Source organism: Rothia sp. HMSC061E04, assembly GCF_001813685.1.
GTDB lineage: Bacteria > Actinomycetota > Actinomycetes > Actinomycetales > Micrococcaceae > Rothia > Rothia mucilaginosa.
Map to the genome: position 1 here is coordinate 242,179 of NZ_KV813705.1, position 15,367 is coordinate 257,545.

At 61.2% G+C, this 15,367-nt stretch carries 11 protein-coding genes and 4 tRNA genes; 2 read left to right on the forward strand and 13 right to left on the reverse strand.

All coding sequences use genetic code 11. From position 1 onward, the window contains the following. Positions 1 to 102 precede the first annotated feature (102 nt). The 11 genes from HMPREF2927_RS06805 to HMPREF2927_RS09055 all read right to left on the reverse strand — a co-directional run bounded on the left by HMPREF2927_RS06805 (position 103) and on the right by HMPREF2927_RS09055 (position 9,048). A complete protein-coding gene (locus HMPREF2927_RS06805; RefSeq protein WP_070686676.1) occupies positions 103 to 951 on the reverse strand; it encodes a PD-(D/E)XK nuclease family protein in 849 nt (282 codons plus the stop codon). 109 nt (positions 952 to 1,060) lie between these two features. Then, a tRNA-Val gene (locus HMPREF2927_RS06810) sits at positions 1,061 to 1,135 on the reverse strand. A 573-nt stretch (positions 1,136 to 1,708) separates the two neighbouring features. Then, positions 1,709 to 1,784: transfer RNA gene (locus HMPREF2927_RS06815), tRNA-Glu, on the reverse strand. A gap of 22 nt (positions 1,785 to 1,806) precedes the next feature. After that, a tRNA-Gln gene (locus tag HMPREF2927_RS06820) sits at positions 1,807 to 1,878 on the reverse strand. A gap of 558 nt (positions 1,879 to 2,436) precedes the next feature. Further along, positions 2,437 to 2,512 (reverse strand) — tRNA-Gly (locus tag HMPREF2927_RS06830). 348 nt (positions 2,513 to 2,860) lie between these two features. Further along, complete coding sequence (locus tag HMPREF2927_RS06835) at positions 2,861 to 3,289, reverse strand: hypothetical protein (RefSeq protein WP_070686647.1); 429 nt, start codon at positions 3,287 to 3,289, stop codon at positions 2,861 to 2,863. 2 nt (positions 3,290 to 3,291) lie between these two features. Further along, complete coding sequence (gltX, locus tag HMPREF2927_RS06840) at positions 3,292 to 4,803, reverse strand: glutamate--tRNA ligase (protein ID WP_070686649.1); 1,512 nt, start codon at positions 4,801 to 4,803, stop codon at positions 3,292 to 3,294. Positions 4,804 to 4,860: 57 nt separating this feature from the next. Continuing rightward, positions 4,861 to 5,613 (reverse strand): fumarylacetoacetate hydrolase family protein, encoded by a 753-nt coding sequence (locus HMPREF2927_RS06845; protein WP_005507404.1) that lies wholly within the window; start codon positions 5,611 to 5,613, stop codon positions 4,861 to 4,863. 262 nt (positions 5,614 to 5,875) lie between these two features. After that, positions 5,876 to 6,973, reverse strand: coding sequence for a branched-chain amino acid aminotransferase (locus tag HMPREF2927_RS06850; protein WP_070686651.1), 1,098 nt, complete (start codon positions 6,971 to 6,973; stop codon positions 5,876 to 5,878). A 354-nt stretch (positions 6,974 to 7,327) separates the two neighbouring features. Then, complete coding sequence (locus HMPREF2927_RS06855; RefSeq protein WP_070686653.1) at positions 7,328 to 8,383, reverse strand: 3-isopropylmalate dehydrogenase; 1,056 nt, start codon at positions 8,381 to 8,383, stop codon at positions 7,328 to 7,330. A 344-nt stretch (positions 8,384 to 8,727) separates the two neighbouring features. After that, on the reverse strand, positions 8,728 to 9,048 hold the full coding sequence (locus HMPREF2927_RS09055) for a hypothetical protein (protein ID WP_210399828.1): 321 nt from the start codon (positions 9,046 to 9,048) through the stop codon (positions 8,728 to 8,730). Between HMPREF2927_RS09055 and HMPREF2927_RS06860 the strand changes: the two genes are divergently transcribed. Both HMPREF2927_RS06860 and HMPREF2927_RS06865 read left to right on the forward strand, forming a co-directional pair. After that, positions 9,047 to 10,462, forward strand: coding sequence for a sensor histidine kinase (locus HMPREF2927_RS06860; protein WP_210399829.1), 1,416 nt, complete (start codon positions 9,047 to 9,049; stop codon positions 10,460 to 10,462). The genes HMPREF2927_RS09055 and HMPREF2927_RS06860 overlap by 2 nt on opposite strands. Positions 10,463 to 10,503: 41 nt before the next feature. Next, positions 10,504 to 11,337 (forward strand): response regulator, encoded by an 834-nt coding sequence (locus HMPREF2927_RS06865; RefSeq protein ID WP_070686655.1) that lies wholly within the window; start codon positions 10,504 to 10,506, stop codon positions 11,335 to 11,337. A gap of 159 nt (positions 11,338 to 11,496) precedes the next feature. On the opposite strand, the gene HMPREF2927_RS06870 is transcribed toward HMPREF2927_RS06865, so the two are convergent. Further along, entirely contained in the window at positions 11,497 to 14,253 is a 2,757-nt protein-coding gene (locus HMPREF2927_RS06870) for an ABC transporter permease (protein WP_070686657.1), read from the reverse strand. A 3-nt stretch (positions 14,254 to 14,256) separates the two neighbouring features. After that, complete coding sequence (locus HMPREF2927_RS06875; protein ID WP_005507396.1) at positions 14,257 to 15,024, reverse strand: ABC transporter ATP-binding protein; 768 nt, start codon at positions 15,022 to 15,024, stop codon at positions 14,257 to 14,259. Positions 15,025 to 15,367: the final 343 nt, after the last annotated feature.

Genomic DNA, 15,367 nt, shown 5'->3' on the forward strand with positions numbered 1-15,367 from the left:
CCCCCCCCCCGCTCACCTCCGCAGGGCTTTTGTTGCCTCTCCCCTATGCCCGCTACTCCCCTATACCGCCAAGTCTTCTAATCGGCGGGCGGCGGTGCTGGTCTACACCGTAGGCGGGGGGACTACGGGCATGAGCGCGGGGTCTTCAAATTCTTGGACCTGGCGGTCGAATTCCCAGACGCGGCGCAGAGCGCAGAACTTGTACCAGTTGCGTTCGAGCACGGCGGGGTTTGCCTGCTGCGGTAGCACCTGCGTTTCCCCGAGGGCTACGCCCATGAGGACGGGCGCGTCGCCGTATTTCCAGGGTTCCCAGGTGCCTTCGTCGGGGTCGACGATGGATTCTTCGGCTTTGAGTCCGGCAACGAGCTGCATGACGACTTTTTCGTCGAGTGCTTTGACGCGGCCGCGTTTGTCGGTGCCTTTGGTTTTGTAGTCGATGATGCAGGTTCGGCCCGCGATTTCTGCGACGAGGTCGAGGGTGCCCGCGTAGCCGACGGTGTCGTTCCAGATGGTGACTTCGGCGGCGAGGGGGCGGGGTTTGAAGGCTTCCCACCATTCGTCGAAGCGGTCGGCGTAGGCTTGTTCGCCGTTGATGATGAGCTGTTCGCGGCTTTCGTCGAGGTTGTGTTCGCGTCCCATGGCGCGTAGGGCGACGGCTTCGGCGTAGTTGTGGACGCGGTCGCCTCGGGCGGCGGCTGCGTCGCGGTATCGTTCGGAGGCGCTGGCTGCGTCGCGGATGATGGCGAATTTGAGGCCGTGGGATCCGGTGGCGCGGTAGGCGCGCTGGTCTTCGAGGGCGGCTTTGGCGGCCATGTACCCGTGCCAGCCGCTGAGGTCGTTGGCGTGCTGCCCGATGACGGTGGTGATGGAGGGGACGAGGGGCTCTCCTCCGCGGACGCGCGCGTACATGCGTCCGTAGTCGGTGGCTGCGGCGAGTTCGGGTGTTGTCACGGGGTACCTCATTCTCGGGTGGTTGTGTCCGCCGCTGGGTTTGTACTGCGTGTGGGCACAAATACCGGTGGGCATAATAAAACCCCCGTTCCTTGAAACGGGGGTTATTTGGTGCGTGATACTGGGTTCGAACCAGTGACCTCTTCGGTGTGAACGAAGCGCGCTACCACTGCGCCAATCACGCTTACGGATAAGACTATACCGAGGCTTGGGATGAAGGTCAAATTTTGCGCTCGCCTTTTTTCTTTTCCGCCGAGAAGCCACTTGTGTTTCGAAAAGCCACCATAATGGTGGCTTCTCGAAACACTTGTGGCTTTTCGAGGAGATTCTTCTTCTCTGCTCATGCGCTGCTTCCTCCTATTGAGGTGGCTGCAGGTTCAGTAATGACTTATGGACTCTGGTCATGAGTTACGGACTGTGGGGCTGGGGTAGCGTCTTGAGGGATAGCTTTTAACCATGGCTGAAGTCGCTAAGTCATGACCGAATCTAAAACCAGTTTCACCAGATAAACAAATAAACCCCCAGTCAGAAGACTGAGGGTTTATTTCCTAGTGGTGACCCCAACCGGTTTGTAACGGTGACGGAGGGGCATGATGCCGAGCGCGCGAGGGATTCCATCATGCCCCGGAGTGCCGCGACGTAAGGAGCGGCGCCGTGAGAGGCTCACGGCGGCACCATAGAATCTAAAAGGTCTTCCGACAGATACAGATATAAACAAAAAAGCCTGGCTTCCGAAGAAACCAGGCTTTTTTCCTAGTGGTGACCCCAACCGGATTTGAACCGGTGTTGCCGCCGTGAGAGGGCGGAGTACTAGGCCGCTATACGATGGGGCCGCAACCTCCGTTAGGAGGTTAGCTGGGATACCAGGACTCGAACCTAGAACAAAGGAACCAGAAACCTTCGTGTTGCCAATTACACCATATCCCATTACCGTTCCGTTTTTCGCCTTTCGGCTTTTCACCGGAACGAGTAATAACTATACGGGTCTTTCTGGAGGCGTGCAAGCCGAAATCTGGAGAGCCGCCTCACATTCACGGTTTTATGCCCGCTACTTCCCTGTGTTTCCGGGGTTTTTGGGGTTAAAAAGTTTTTTAAATTTCTTCAAAAAGAGGGTTTTGGAGCCGATTTTCACCCTCCAAAGCAGCTCCGAGGGGACTTGGAGAGTAGTTTTACCCCCCCCCCGCACGCTTTGAGCCCCAAATTTTTTTGAAGATTTTTCCTGTATTGCCTCCCGATAGCCAGATGACCGGACAGTCAGGTCGTCAGATAGCCCGGCAGCCAGCACCCAGGTAGCCAGGTAGTCAGAGGTAGCCAGGTAGTCAGATAGCCTGACAGCCAGACCACCCAAGCAACCACCTCGGAAAAGATCGCGGGGCCCCCGCGCCCCACATCTCCAAAAACCAAACCTCCCGGAGACAGTAAAAACCCTGAGACAGCAAAACCCAGAGACAACAAAAAGCCCCGAGGCGAACCTCGGGGCTTCAGTGGAGCGGTTGACGAGACTTGAACTCGCGACATCCACCTTGGCAAGGTGGTGCTCTACCAACTGAGCTACAACCGCATGTTTTTGCTTTGAACTTTTCAGTTCGTCGCAACAACAGGTACTACTATACGAGCCTTTGCCGGGGTGCGCAAACTAAATTCTTGCCATACTCCCCAAAATGGAGCCATATTCACCCCAACAAAACATACTGAATAGTAGTTTTACAGGAAACATCCATCACAAAAAATATTCTCAAATTTATGAAAAATCCCCTTATCCGTCGGGTTTCTTTCAGACCTTTCGGTCGTCTGATTCCCGCTGGATAAGGGGATTCTCTTAAACGTGGGTTCTCGCCGGGCTCTCACAGCACGCGCCGCAGATGCCTGCGAGCGCGCCAGGAGGAGCAGCACCGAAAGCGGCTAGAGCTTAGTCGCTACTACCGCCGGAGTCGCCTCCACCGGAATCACCGCCGCCAGAGTAGTCGGAGCTGCTGTAGCTGCTGTAGTCCGAACTGCTGGAGCTTCCGGCGTCGAAGTCGCCCGCGTCCGGGTCGGGGCCCGGGTCCACGAAGTCGTCTTCTTCCTCTTCTTCGTCCGAAGAGTCAGAAGAGTCCACGACAGACGACGAGGTGCTCACGTCGCCACCGCGAGCCGCGTTCTGCATGGCGCGTGCCTCCAGGAACGCGGTCACGTAGGCGAGCGCCGCACCGGCAATAATGATGACGACCATCCATACGGAGCGGTCAAAGCCTGCAATGTAGGCGAACAGCCAGATAATGCAGGCGTTGGTGAGCGCCATGAGGGTGCCCTTGAACAGCGCCTTGCCAATGATGGATTGGTTATTCGGCTGGCTCATGGTTAGCTCAGTTCAGCGGCAAGCTTGCGCAGGCGTGCGAGGGAGGATTCCTTGCCCAGGATTTCCATGGATTCGAACAAGGGCGGGGAGATGCGCTCACCGGACACTGCGATACGCACGGGGCCGAATGCGAGGCGCGGCTTGATTTCCAGGCCGTCGACGATTGCGGCGCGCAGGGCTGCCTCAATGTTGGCGGCGGTGAAGTCCTCGAGGGGCTCCAGAGCCTCGATTGCGGCGGCGAGGACCTGCGGTGCGGATTCCTTGAGCTGCTTGCGTGCGTCGTCTGCGGTGCTGATTTCTTCGTCAGCCTTGAAGAGGAATGCGAGCAGGCCGGGTGCTTCGCCGAGCAGCTGCATACGCTCCTGGACGAGGGGTGCAGCTTCGGTGAGGACCTGCTCCTGGCGCTCGGTGAGGGTTTCGCCGAGTACGCCTGCAGCCTGCAGGTACGGGATGAGGCGGTCGCGGAAGTCCTTGGGGTCGAGCGCACGGATGTGGTCGCCGTTGATGGACTCTGCCTTCTTCACGTCGAAGCGTGCGGGGTTGGCGACAACGTCGTGTACGTCGAAGTGCTCGACGAGCTCGTCGATGCTGAAGACGTCCTGGTCTGCGGAGAGGGACCAGCCCAGCAGGGACAGGTAGTTCAGCAGGCCTTCCTTGATGAAGCCGGAGTCGCGCAGCAGGAAGAGGTTCGACTCGGGGTCGCGCTTGGAGAGCTTCTTATTGCCCTGGCCCATGACGTAGGGCAGGTGGCCGAATTCGGGGATGAAGCTGGTCACGCCGGTGTCGATGAGTGCGCGGTAGAGCGCGATCTGGCGCGGGGTGGAGGAGAGCAGGTCTTCGCCGCGCAGCACGTGGGTGATGCCCATGAGTGCGTCGTCGACGGGGTTCACGAAGGTGTACAGCGGGTCGCCGTTGGAGCGGACGACCACGTAGTCGGGCACGGTACCGGCCTTGAAGGTGATTTCACCGCGAACGAGGTCGTTGAAGGTGATGTCTTCGTCGGGCATGCGCAGGCGCCACACGGGCTTACGGCCCTCGGCGCGGTAGGCTTCCTTCTGCTCTTCGGTGAGGTTGCGGTCGTAGTTGTCGTAGCCGAGTTGCGGGTCCTGACCGGCTGCCTTGCGGCGTTCCTTCACCTCGTCGGGGGTGGAGAAGTCTTCGTACACGTAGCCGCCTTCAACGAGCTTTTCGAAGATCTCGTTGTAGATGCCTGCGGTCTTACGCTCGGACTGGCGGTAGGGCTCGTGGGGGCCGCCGACGCCGACGCCTTCGTCCCAGTTGATGCCGAGCCAGTGCAGGGATTCGAGCACCTGGTTGAACGACTCTTCGGAGTCGCGTGCTGCGTCGGTGTCTTCGATGCGGAAGATCAGCTTGCCGCCGGTGTGGCGTGCGTACGCCCAGTTGAAGAGGGCGGTGCGGACCATACCCACGTGCGGGGTGCCGGTGGGCGAGGGGCAGAAGCGGACGCGGGTGTCTGCGGGGCTGTTGAGTACGGGACCGTGGTATTCGGTCATGATGTCTCCTTGACGGTGTGTTTCAGGATGTACGTTACGTTTTTGGGTGCGGGCTGTTTAGTCGCGCACACGGGTGACGAGGGAGCCGATACCTTCGACTTCGACCTCTACTTCGTTGCCGTCGCGCAGTACGCTGATGCCGGCGGGGGTGCCGGTGAGCAGTACGTCGCCGGGCAACAGGGTGAAGATTTCGGAGGCTGCGGCAACCTGTTCGGCTACGGAGTAGTGCATTTCGGAGGTGTTGCCTTCCTGCACGACGTCGCCGTCAACCCAGGTGGTGATGTTCAGCGAGTCGGTGTCCAGGTCGGTTTCGATCCAGGGGCCGAGCGGGGTGGAGCCGTCGAAGCCCTTAGCGCGGGTCCACTGGCGGTCTTCGAGCAGGTCGCGGGCGGTGAGGTCGTTTGCCACGGTGTAGCCGAAGATGACCTCGTGCACGCGCTCAAGAGGCACGGACTTAGCGATACGACCGATAATGACGGCGAGTTCACCCTCTGCGCTGACGGCTTCGGAGTACTCGGGCAGGGTCACGGGGTCGCCGGGGCCAATGACGGTGGTGTTGGGCTTGAGGAAGAACTGCGGGGAGGCGGGCGCCTCGGTTCCTGCCCAGTTTGCGATCGCTCCAATCACCTTGGAGCGGGGGATGATCGGGGCGAGCAGGCGCACCTGGTCGATGGGGTAGGTGGTGCCGGTCGGTTCGATGCCCGAGTAGAAGGGGTCGCCGGCGAGTACGCGCAGGGTTTCTTCGCCTGCGTCGCCTTCTACCAGCCCGAAGTGGAGCTCATTATTTACGGTAAATCGTGCAATACGCATACTTTCTAGGGTACCAGCCTTCGAGGGCGGGGGCGGCGGGATAAGTTTTAGCAAGGGCTTTATCGAGGGGCGGCGGCGGGGCGCGCCTCCCCTCCCCTGTCCTCACGCTATCAACGCCGCGCGCACTATTCGCCGGGCACGCCATTTACCCAGCACAGCATTGACCGGACACAGCGAATCCCCGCGGGTTGCTCACCGCGCGACGTGCGGGGTCGGGTGGGGCATCCTGCGGGGATTTCGCGGGTTACGTTATGTTGAACGTTTAGATGAGGCGGGTCAGCCAGCCGTGGCGGTCTTCAACTACGCCGGTCTGAATGCCGACGAGCTCTTCGCGCAGGCTCTTGGAGATTTCGCCGAAGTGCTCGGTGGGTGCCGGGATTTCGAAGTCTTCTGCCTTGAGCTTGCCGATGGGGGCGACCACTGCTGCGGTGCCGCAAGCGAAAATTTCGGTGATGTCGCCGTTTGCCACGCCTTCACGCCATTCGGTGAGGGTGATTGCGCGCTCTTCGACGGTCATGCCGCGGTCCTTGGCGAGCTGAATCAGCGAGGAGCGGGTCACGCCTTCAAGGATGGTGCCGGTCAGTTCGGGGGTGACGATCTTGTTTTCCTTGCCGAAGACGAAGAAGACGTTCATGCCGCCGAGTTCTTCGATGGCGTCGCCGCGGTGCGGGTCCTTGAAGATGACCTGCTTGCAACCGTGCTTTTCGCCTTCGGTCTGGGCGATCATGGATGCCGCGTAGTTACCGCCGCACTTTGCCGCGCCGGTGCCGCCTTCGCCTGCGCGGGCGTAGGTGGTGGAGAGCCAGATGTCTACGGGTTCGGGGGTGCCGAAGTAGTTACCTGCGGGCGAGCCGATGACGTGGTACTGCACGTGCTTTGCGGGGCGAACGCCGAGGTACGCCTCGGTTGCAATCATGAAGGGGCGGAAGTAGAAGGCTTCACCATCGCCGGTGGGTACCCATGCTTCGTCTGCCTTGACGAGTTCGCGCAGGGATTCGATGAACAGTTCTGCGGGCAGTTCGGGCAGGGAGAGGCGGTGTGCGGAGCGTGCGAAGCGTTCTGCGTTCTTTTCGGGACGGAAGGTCCACACGGAGCCGTCTGCGTGGCGGTAGCCCTTGACGCCTTCGAAGATTTCCTGGCCGTAGTGGAAGACAGCGGAGGCGGGGTCGAGGGTCAGCGGGCCGTAGGGGTGCACTCGTGCGTCGTACCAGGTGCCGCCGGTCTTGTAGTCGCCCTCCCAGTCGATGGTGACCATGTGGTCGCTGAAGTAGTCGCCGAAGCCGGGGTTTGCGAGGATTTCGGCGCGGCGTTCGGCGGTGGCGGGTGACTGGTTTGCTTCGTGGCTGAATTCGGTTGCCATCGTTCTGCGTTCCTCTTCGTCTAGTTGCCTCTATGGGCGTTCTTTGAGTGGCGGTTCTCGCGGCGGGGCGAGGGACCGGTGTGTGCCGCCGGGCGCGTTGTCGTGCGGGGCAGATGGTGCATCTAGCGGTCTGTGCTAGTTGGATGCATCAAAGCTAGTGGTGGATGGTGTCCACCGCCGAGGTGCCGGGCGGGTGTGCCCGACCTGTTTAGAGTACCGGAAAGATGCGTTTGCCGCATGCGCACCTTTTCTCCCATTCAGGATGTGAACCGGTGAAGCCCGGAAGGTGTGTTCCTTCCGGGCTTCACTAGCGTAGTTCACGTTTTAGCCGAGCAAGTTTTAGCCGGGCAAGTATTAAGCGAGGCGTGCGAGCACGTCCGCGCCGACCTGATCGGTTCCGCGCACGCTCGCGCCGTTCTCGCGCATATCTGCCTCGACAGCATCCTCAATGCGGGCTGCGGCGGCGTCGTGGCCGAGGTGGCGTAGCAGCATTGCGCCAGCGAGGATTGCGGCGGTGGGGTTTGCCTTGTTCTGGCGGGCGATGTCCGGTGCGGAGCCGTGTACGGGCTCGAACATGGAGGGGAACTCGCCGACGGCATTGATGTTGCCACTTGCCGCGTAGCCGATACCGCCGGTCACTGCACCGGCGAGGTCGGTGATGATGTCGCCGAAGAGGTTGTCGGTGACGATCACGTCGAAGCGTGCGGGGTCGGTGACCATGAAGATGGTGGTCGCGTCAATGTGCAGGTAGTCGGTCTCAACCTCGGGGAATTCAGCCGCGATTTCGGCGAAGTAGCGGTTGTAGAGGCGACCGGCGTGGGTGAGCACGTTGGTCTTGTGCACGAGGGTGACCTTCTTGCGGCGGGTGGATGCCAGTTCGAAGGCGTAGCGTACCAGGCGCTCCACACCGTGTGCGGTGTTGAGGGAGACTTCGGTGGCGATTTCGTGGACGGTGCCACCGCGGATGACGCCGCCGTTGCCGATGTAGGGGCCTTCGGTGCCTTCACGCACGACGACGAAGTCGATGTTGCCGGGGTTGGCAAGCGGGGAGACTGCGCCGGGGTACAGGCGGGAGGGGCGCAGGTTGATGTAGTGGTCGAAGGCGAAGCGCAGCTTCAGGAGCATTTCGCATTCGATGAGGCCGGAGGGAATCTTGCCACTACGCGGGTCTGCACCGATCGCGCCGAAGAGGATCGCGTCGTGCTGTTTGAGGGCGTCCATGGTGGAGTCGGGCAGGGTTTCACCGGTTTCCAGCCAGTGCTCGGCGCCGAGCTTGTAGTGGGTGGGGGTTACGGTGATGTTTTCGAGCTCGCAGGCGCGGGTGAGGATGCGCTGGGCTTCGGTAATGATTTCGGGGCCGATGCCGTCGCCGGGGATGACGGCGAGGTCGATGCTACGTGCTTCAGTCATGCCTCTACCGTAATACGCGCCGCGGGTGGGCGGTAGAGTGTGCGGGCGAGGTCTCAGACTCTGGGCTAACCCCCGTCTGACTAGCTGCAGCTCCTGCCATGCCACTTCCCTACCCTTCTGGTCGACTCGGCGCCCACTGGCTTCTGGAGTCTTGGATTCTGTGGTGTTCAGCTCCTACCGGTTAAAACAATATTCCCCGGTTGAATAAATCAGCCGGGAAATATCGTTATGAGTTCTCACTCAGCGTGAGAGCTCTAAAGGTCTATGCAATTACGCGGTGCGCTTGCAGAGGGAGACCTTGACGTAGCCGTTGCCACGAGCGGTCGGAGCGTTGCCTGCGGACTCTATGGTACCGCCGGAAACACCGGGAGCCACGTACGAGCCACCAGCGCCACCGCCGCCACCGAACTATGCGAAGCCGGAGCCACCCTTGTCGCCAGCGGTGGAGGAGCTGAAGAGTTCCTAGTTGCTCTGCTGGTGAAGCGCAGAACACCGTAGACGTTAGCCTTGCTGCACAGCAGGGGCTGCTCGCCACCTTCGCCACCGACGCCGCGGTTACCGTAGTCCTTACCACCGGCTGCGGGGCGGGTCTGCCAAATCGCCGTGCTGTCAACGCCGGGCTCGGACGCTAGGTAAGCTACACTACCCCGATAAACTAGAACCATGCCCCACAAGCACGCAAAACCCCAGCAGAACCCACAGCACAGCACAGCAACAGCCGAACCCAGCTACGCCGTAACGCATACCCGCCGCAGCTCAGAAAACAGCGACCTACCCGCCGACGCAATCAGCGCCTCCAGCCGCATGCAAAACTACCTCAGAGACAAACGCGGCTGGATGAACTTCATCGTCGTCGCGCACATGCAGTTCTTCTGCTGCGTACTCTCCGTTGCCTTCATCAACGGCTACGGCTGGATCCCGGTCATCTCCACACTCTGCAGCACCACCGCGCTGTACTTCCGCTACCGCTTCCCCTACGGCAGCATCTACGTGATCATCGCGGCGCTCTGCCTCACCCTCGTGACCCCCTTCCCCGACTCACTCGCCATCACCTGCTACCCGCCCGTCAGCCTCGCCGCCTACCATATCGGCAGGCACTGGACCCGCCGCGCCCGCTTCCGCGGCCTCATTCTCGGCTGGTTCGGCGCACTCGCCGTCACCGTGCAGTCCTCGCTCTCGTTCCTCTATCGCTGGGACGACATACCCGCCCGCATCTTCATCTCCCTGATGCTCGGCGTGCTCTGCGGATCCATCTTCACCGTCTTCTGGTTCCTCGGCGACTCCCGCCGCATGCGCGAACTGCGCAGCGAAGAGTTCAAAGAACGCGCCCGCCGCCTCGAATACGAGCAGGAACAGGAACGCCGCCTCGCCGCGCAGGACGAACGCACTCGCATCGCCCGTGAAATGCACGATATTGTGGCGCACTCGCTCTCCAGCATTATTTCCCAGGCGGACGGGGCACGCTACGCCGCCGCGAGTGCACGCGCCCAGCAGGCAGAGCAGTCGGGTCAGGCTCAGCAGCAGAGCGAACCGGATATTGCCGAGCAGACACTCGAACTCATCGCAGACACGGCACGCGACTCCCTCACCCAGATGCGTTCCCTCCTCGGGCTGCTCCGCACGGACGAGGCAACCACCTACGCACCCGTGCCCACCCTCAGCGATATACCCGCCCTCGTGGAGCAGAGCCGCCGCGCCGGGCTACCCGTCACCTTCACCGGAATCACCGGCACCATGACGCGCACCCTACCGCAAGGTGCCGAGCTGGCAGCGTACCGCACCGTGCAGGAGGCACTCACCAACGCGCTCAAGCACTCCCCCGGCGCGGCAACCACCATCACCATTCACTGGGGTAAGGACGGTCTGCAGTTGCGGGTTCAGAACGACCCGGTTTCCGCTGTTTCCCCTGCCTCGACCTCAGCCTCGAATCAGCGCACCACCAGCCCGGTGCCCGGTAGCGGTAACGGTCTGCGCGGCATGAGCGAGCGCATCGCCCTCTACCACGGCGCCCTCACCTACGGTCTGCAACCCGACGGTAGCTGGCTCGTTGAGGCGGCGCTGCCCTACCGCGACCTCTAATACCCGTGCCCTTTACTACCTCGTGATCTAGGATTGAAACTATGTACTCTTCTGCACCACAGACCACCCAGCCGATCCGCGTGATGCTCGTTGACGACCAGCGCCTAGTGCGCGGCGGCTTGAGCATGCTCGTCAACTCCCAGCCGGACCTGCAGGTCGTCATGGAGGCTGATGACGGCCTGGCGGCCATTGACGTTTTTGACCGCATGGTCTCTGAGGGGCGGGCGCCGCAGGTCATCCTCATGGATGTGCGCATGCCGCACTGCGACGGCCTGGAGGCGGCGCGCCGTATTCTGGAGCGTGACGGCGAGCGTGAAGTTTCCGAGGATGAGCGGGTGCGCATTATCATGCTCACGACTTTCGATATTGATGAGTACGTGTATTCGGCGGTGCGTGCGGGTGCGAGCGGTTTCTTGTTGAAGGACACTCCGCCGGAGCAGCTGCTGGAGGCGATTCGTACGGTGCACCGCGGCGATGCGGTGATTGCGCCGTCTGCGACTCGCCGCCTGTTGGAGCAGATGATTCCGGTGCTGGACTCCCCCGCTCCTGTTGTTCCTACCGCTGAGTCTGTTCCTGCTATTCCCCCGGCTGCTGGTTCTGAGCTTCCTAAGGCAACGTTCATTCCGGCTGAGCATGCAAGCTTTGAGCCTGTGCAGGATTATCCGCATCGTGAGTTGATTGAGCAGTTGTCGCCGCGTGAGTTTGAGGTGCTGGGTTTGATTGCGCGTGGTTTGTCGAATGCGGAGATTACGCGGGAGCTGGTGCTTTCGGAGGCGACGGTGAAGACGCATGTGTCGCATGTGTTGGCGAAGTTGGGGGCGCGTGATCGTGTGCAGGCGGTCATTATGGCGTATGAGGCGGGTATCGCCCACTAGCGCTCCCTTATATAAGGACACGGTAGACTAGAGAGCACGGCAAGCTAGAGGACACAGTGAAGCCCCGGCGGGCGCCTCCTAATCGAGGCACCCTCCGGGGCTTTCTCACGCCGAGTATCCGGGTTCGCCGGGTACTGTGACTATGCCAGGTACAGCTGGTTAGCCGCGCATACCCTCAACCGGGGACATGCGAGCGGAACGAGCCGCAGGCAGAGCCGAAGCGAGCATCGCGGCGAGCACACCCACAATGAGGATGACCACGTACCAGACGTACGGCAGGTCAAGCACGAGCGGGGCGCTGGAGCTCACGGCAGCCATCACAATCTTCGCGGAGACCGTGCCGATGACCGCACCGGAAACCATGCCGAGCACCACTGCGGCGAGCGTAATCAGATTCGCCTCAATGGAAATCATGCGGCGTAGCTGCTTGCGGGACAGACCCAGCGAGCGGAGCATCGCGTTCTCGCGGCGGCGTTCGTTGACCGACAGGGTCATAGTGTTCGCCACACCAATGATGGAGATAACCACTGCAAGCATGAGCATCACCAGGGTGAAGGTCAGCATGACGGTCAGCAGCTGGTCGAACGTCTGGCGCTCCTGCAGGCCACCGTTGAATGAGTTTTCCGGGCTGATTCGGTTCAGTGCAGTCTGCAGAGTTGAGCTTTCACTGCTGGTCAGAGGGGAGGCGGCGCGCACCAGAATGACGGTGTTGTTACCGCGTGCCTGGCTGGTGACGGTCAGGTGTGCTGCCTTTGTCTGAGCTTCCTGGTCACCGCTCGCGGTTGCTTCTTCCAGGCGCTTCTGAGCTTCCTCAGCGGCGGGGTTGGCAACTACCTGCGGGTTCTTGGCATCCTGTAGCTTGGCGGCGGTGGCAGGGTTGACAATCAGCAGGTTCTGTTTGGTTGCGGACTTGACGGGCTTGAGTTCCACTTCGCCGAGCGGGCCGCGCGCCTTCAGACGGCTGGACTCATTCAATCCAGCAGCCTTCCAGAACCCCTGCGGCACGAGCACGGTGTCGTCAGCAAGGTTCGAGTTTTCGTCGGGCAGGATTGCATGCAAATCAGAGGAGCTTAGCGCCACCAAATCGGAATTCTGGTTGGCGGTCTGGCCCTCGTACTCGACGGTGTAGTCAACCACACCGGCTGCGTAACCAACAGCGGATGCCTGAACGTTCTTAATACCCTTGACCTTGGAGGCGATATCCTCCGCCTTGGTCACCGTGGAGGCAGCCTCAGACTGGTCGTACGAGCTGTAGTTCGCCTGCGCAGAAATCGGGTACTGCTGGTCAAGAGCCTTGACGAACGATGCGCTCAGAACCGTGTAGCCGGTCAGTACAATCGACACAACCAGGGTGCCGACGAGCACAGCGCGGCCGGTGGAGACGGTTCGCTTGGGCGAACGCAGTGCGTTGGCGAGCGCAAGCTTACCGGTCTGGGTGCGGGTGACCGCGCCGAGGGCGCGTACCAGCGGGGGCAGCACCAGCGGGGTGATGAGGAAGACCGCAATACCGAGCAGCAGTGCGGCGAGCATGCCGAGGAAGATCGCGGAGTTACCGTCACGCTCCACGCTGGTTGCCTTATCGAGTGCAGCCACAACAGCGACCACGCCGCCGATGGCGAAGAGGGCACCGATAATCGGACCGATCTTGCCGGGCTTGCTGACTTCGCGGTTGGTGTGTTCGCTCATTGCGCTAATGGGCGAGATGCGCAGGGCGCTTCGTGCCGGGGAGAGCGACGCCAGAACCGTCACGATGGTGCAGAGGAGCACACTCACCAGGATCGGGGTAATCGAGTACGAAATCATGATGGTGGTCAGGTTCGCACCAACCAGCGCGCCAACCGGGAAGGTCAGCAGTGCACCGATGAGGGAGAACACCACGCCCACGGTAATGGATTCGATGAGTAGCATCCGTACGAGAGAGCCCCCGCGGGCGCCGAGGGTACGCAGCAGAGCCAGTTCACGAATGCGCTGGCCAACCAGCACCGCGAAGGTGTTGGAGATGACGAAGGAGGAAACCAGCAGAGCCAGTGCCGCGAAGGCACCCAGGACCACGCTAATGGAGGTGAAGACCGTGGAGATACTCTTCTGGTAGTCTTCCAGCAGCTTCTGACCGGTCATGACGCGCGGGTCGTTCTTGGTGTCGCCGCTGCTGAGGGTATCCTGCAGGCTCTTGAGTTTGGCGTCGGTTACGCCGTCCTTGAACTTGAGGTAGATGAGGTTCGCGCCAGCCATGCTCCGGTAGCCTGCCGCGGAGTTCTTGTTTTCTGTCTCGGCTGCTTTCAGGGTGGCTTCGCCGAGGCTGGTGCCGCCAATGAAGACAGCCTGGTTGGTGGTGGAGCCTTCAAAACCGGGGTCGAACAGACCGACGACGGTGTATTCGGAGGTCTTGTCAGTACCGGGGGCGCTGACGGATTCTACAACGTCGGTGCTGGTGACCTTGCCGTTCAGCGAGAGGTTGTGCTTCTTCGCGAAGTAGGTAGAGACCATGATTTCGTGGTTGCTACTGGGGATTTTACCCTGCACCTTGTACGGGAAGAGGCTAGAGTCGGCGGGCAGCTGGTTGTACTGTACGGGGGTTTTCTGGTCGCCGGTACCGATCGAACCCGTGACGGCGTACTGCACCCAGTAGCCGGAGAGCAGGTCGCTCTGCTCCGCCTTCTGAATCTGGTCACGAGTCAGGTAGATGGCGGTGCTGTCTTTACCGTCGTAGGTGGTAGCGGCGGAGGCGACGACCGCCTCGGCGCGGGAGAGCACGTCACCTACGGAGGAGTTGACGGTCGCCTGCAGCGAGTTGGTGAGCATCATAATGGCGGCGATGAAGAAGGATGAGATCGCGATGCCTATGCCCGTGAGGATGTATTTTCCTTTGGAGGCGCGCAGATTGGAGCGCGCCACCGTGTTTAGTGTGGTTGCCACGGCTTATCGACCTTCCAGCTGTGCCATTGCGCCGAGGACGGCGTCGTAGGTGGGTTCGATCATTTCGCCGGCGACCATGCCGTCCTTGATGAAGACCACGCGGTCTGCGTAGGAGGCGGCGTTTGCGTCGTGGGTGACCATGAGGATGGTCTGTGCGTGGTCGGTTGCGGCGGCACGCAGCAGGCGCAGCACCTCGGCGCCGGAGTTGGAGTCGAGGTTACCGGTCGGTTCGTCGGCGAAGACCACTTCGGGGCGTGCGAGCAGGGCGCGCACGATGGCGACGCGCTGCTGCTGACCGCCGGAGAGCTGTTCGGGGCGGTGGTCGAGGCGGGTTTCCAGGCCGAGGGTCTTAACCAGGTAATCGCGCCACTGCGGGTCCGGCTTCTTACCGGCAAGGCCCAGCGGCAGGTCAATATTCTGGCCCGCGGTGAGGGTGGGCACCAGGTTGAACGCCTGGAAGATGAAGCCAATGTGTTCGCGGCGGAATTCGGTGAGGGCGTTGTCCTTCAGACCGAAGAGCTCGGTACCGCCAATACGGATGGAGGTTGCCGGGTTCGGGTCGGGGGTGTCCAGGGTTGCGATGGTCTGCATCAGCGTGGACTTACCCGAGCCGGAGGGGCCCATAATGGCGGTGAACTTGCCCTGCTCAAAGTCGACGGAGACGTTGTTGAGGGCGTGGACGGTTGCTTCACCCATGCCGTAGGTTTTGGAAAGGTTTCGTGCGGAGACGGCGACCTGTGCCGTCTGTGCGTGAGGAGTTGTCGTAGTCATAGTTCAATTATTTCACGCAGCATGGCGCTGACTACAGGGTTTTTCTCATCCTCCAGGTTGATTTTGGCGGGTGTTCACCGGGTCTTGACCTGCGGATGCGGGAGTTCCCCACTCATTCCACGGGCTGAAATGAGCCTGAGGCGGGCTGGGCGGGGTACTGGCATCATCCTTAAGGATGAGTGGCGGCTCAACCGGCGTTCTCACCCGCGCTCTCGCCCGCACCCCTATCCAGTATCTCTGCCTCGCTTCGCCGCCTCGCGCCAACACATATATATGTATGCGAAAAGCCCCCGGCTCCTCCCCCATCTGTGAACTGCGCCCCGAAACTTGGACGCATTTAATA

Bases quoted from the DNA above. Each gene is read 5' to 3' on its own strand.
- HMPREF2927_RS06835 (WP_070686647.1), bottom strand. From the start codon at position 3,289: ATGAGCCAGCCGAATAACCAATCCATCATTGGCAAGGCGCTGTTCAAG.
- gltX (WP_070686649.1), bottom strand. From the start codon at position 4,803: ATGACCGAATACCACGGTCCCGTACTCAACAGCCCCGCAGACACCCGC.
- HMPREF2927_RS06845 (WP_005507404.1), bottom strand. From the start codon at position 5,613: ATGCGTATTGCACGATTTACCGTAAATAATGAGCTCCACTTCGGGCTG.
- HMPREF2927_RS06850 (WP_070686651.1), bottom strand. From the start codon at position 6,973: ATGGCAACCGAATTCAGCCACGAAGCAAACCAGTCACCCGCCACCGCC.
- HMPREF2927_RS06855 (WP_070686653.1), bottom strand. From the start codon at position 8,383: ATGACTGAAGCACGTAGCATCGACCTCGCCGTCATCCCCGGCGACGGC.
- HMPREF2927_RS06860 (WP_210399829.1), top strand. From the start codon at position 9,047: ATGCCCCACAAGCACGCAAAACCCCAGCAGAACCCACAGCACAGCACA.
- HMPREF2927_RS09055 (WP_210399828.1), bottom strand. From the start codon at position 9,048: ATGGTTCTAGTTTATCGGGGTAGTGTAGCTTACCTAGCGTCCGAGCCC.
- HMPREF2927_RS06865 (WP_070686655.1), top strand. From the start codon at position 10,504: ATGTACTCTTCTGCACCACAGACCACCCAGCCGATCCGCGTGATGCTC.
- HMPREF2927_RS06875 (WP_005507396.1), bottom strand. From the start codon at position 15,024: ATGACTACGACAACTCCTCACGCACAGACGGCACAGGTCGCCGTCTCC.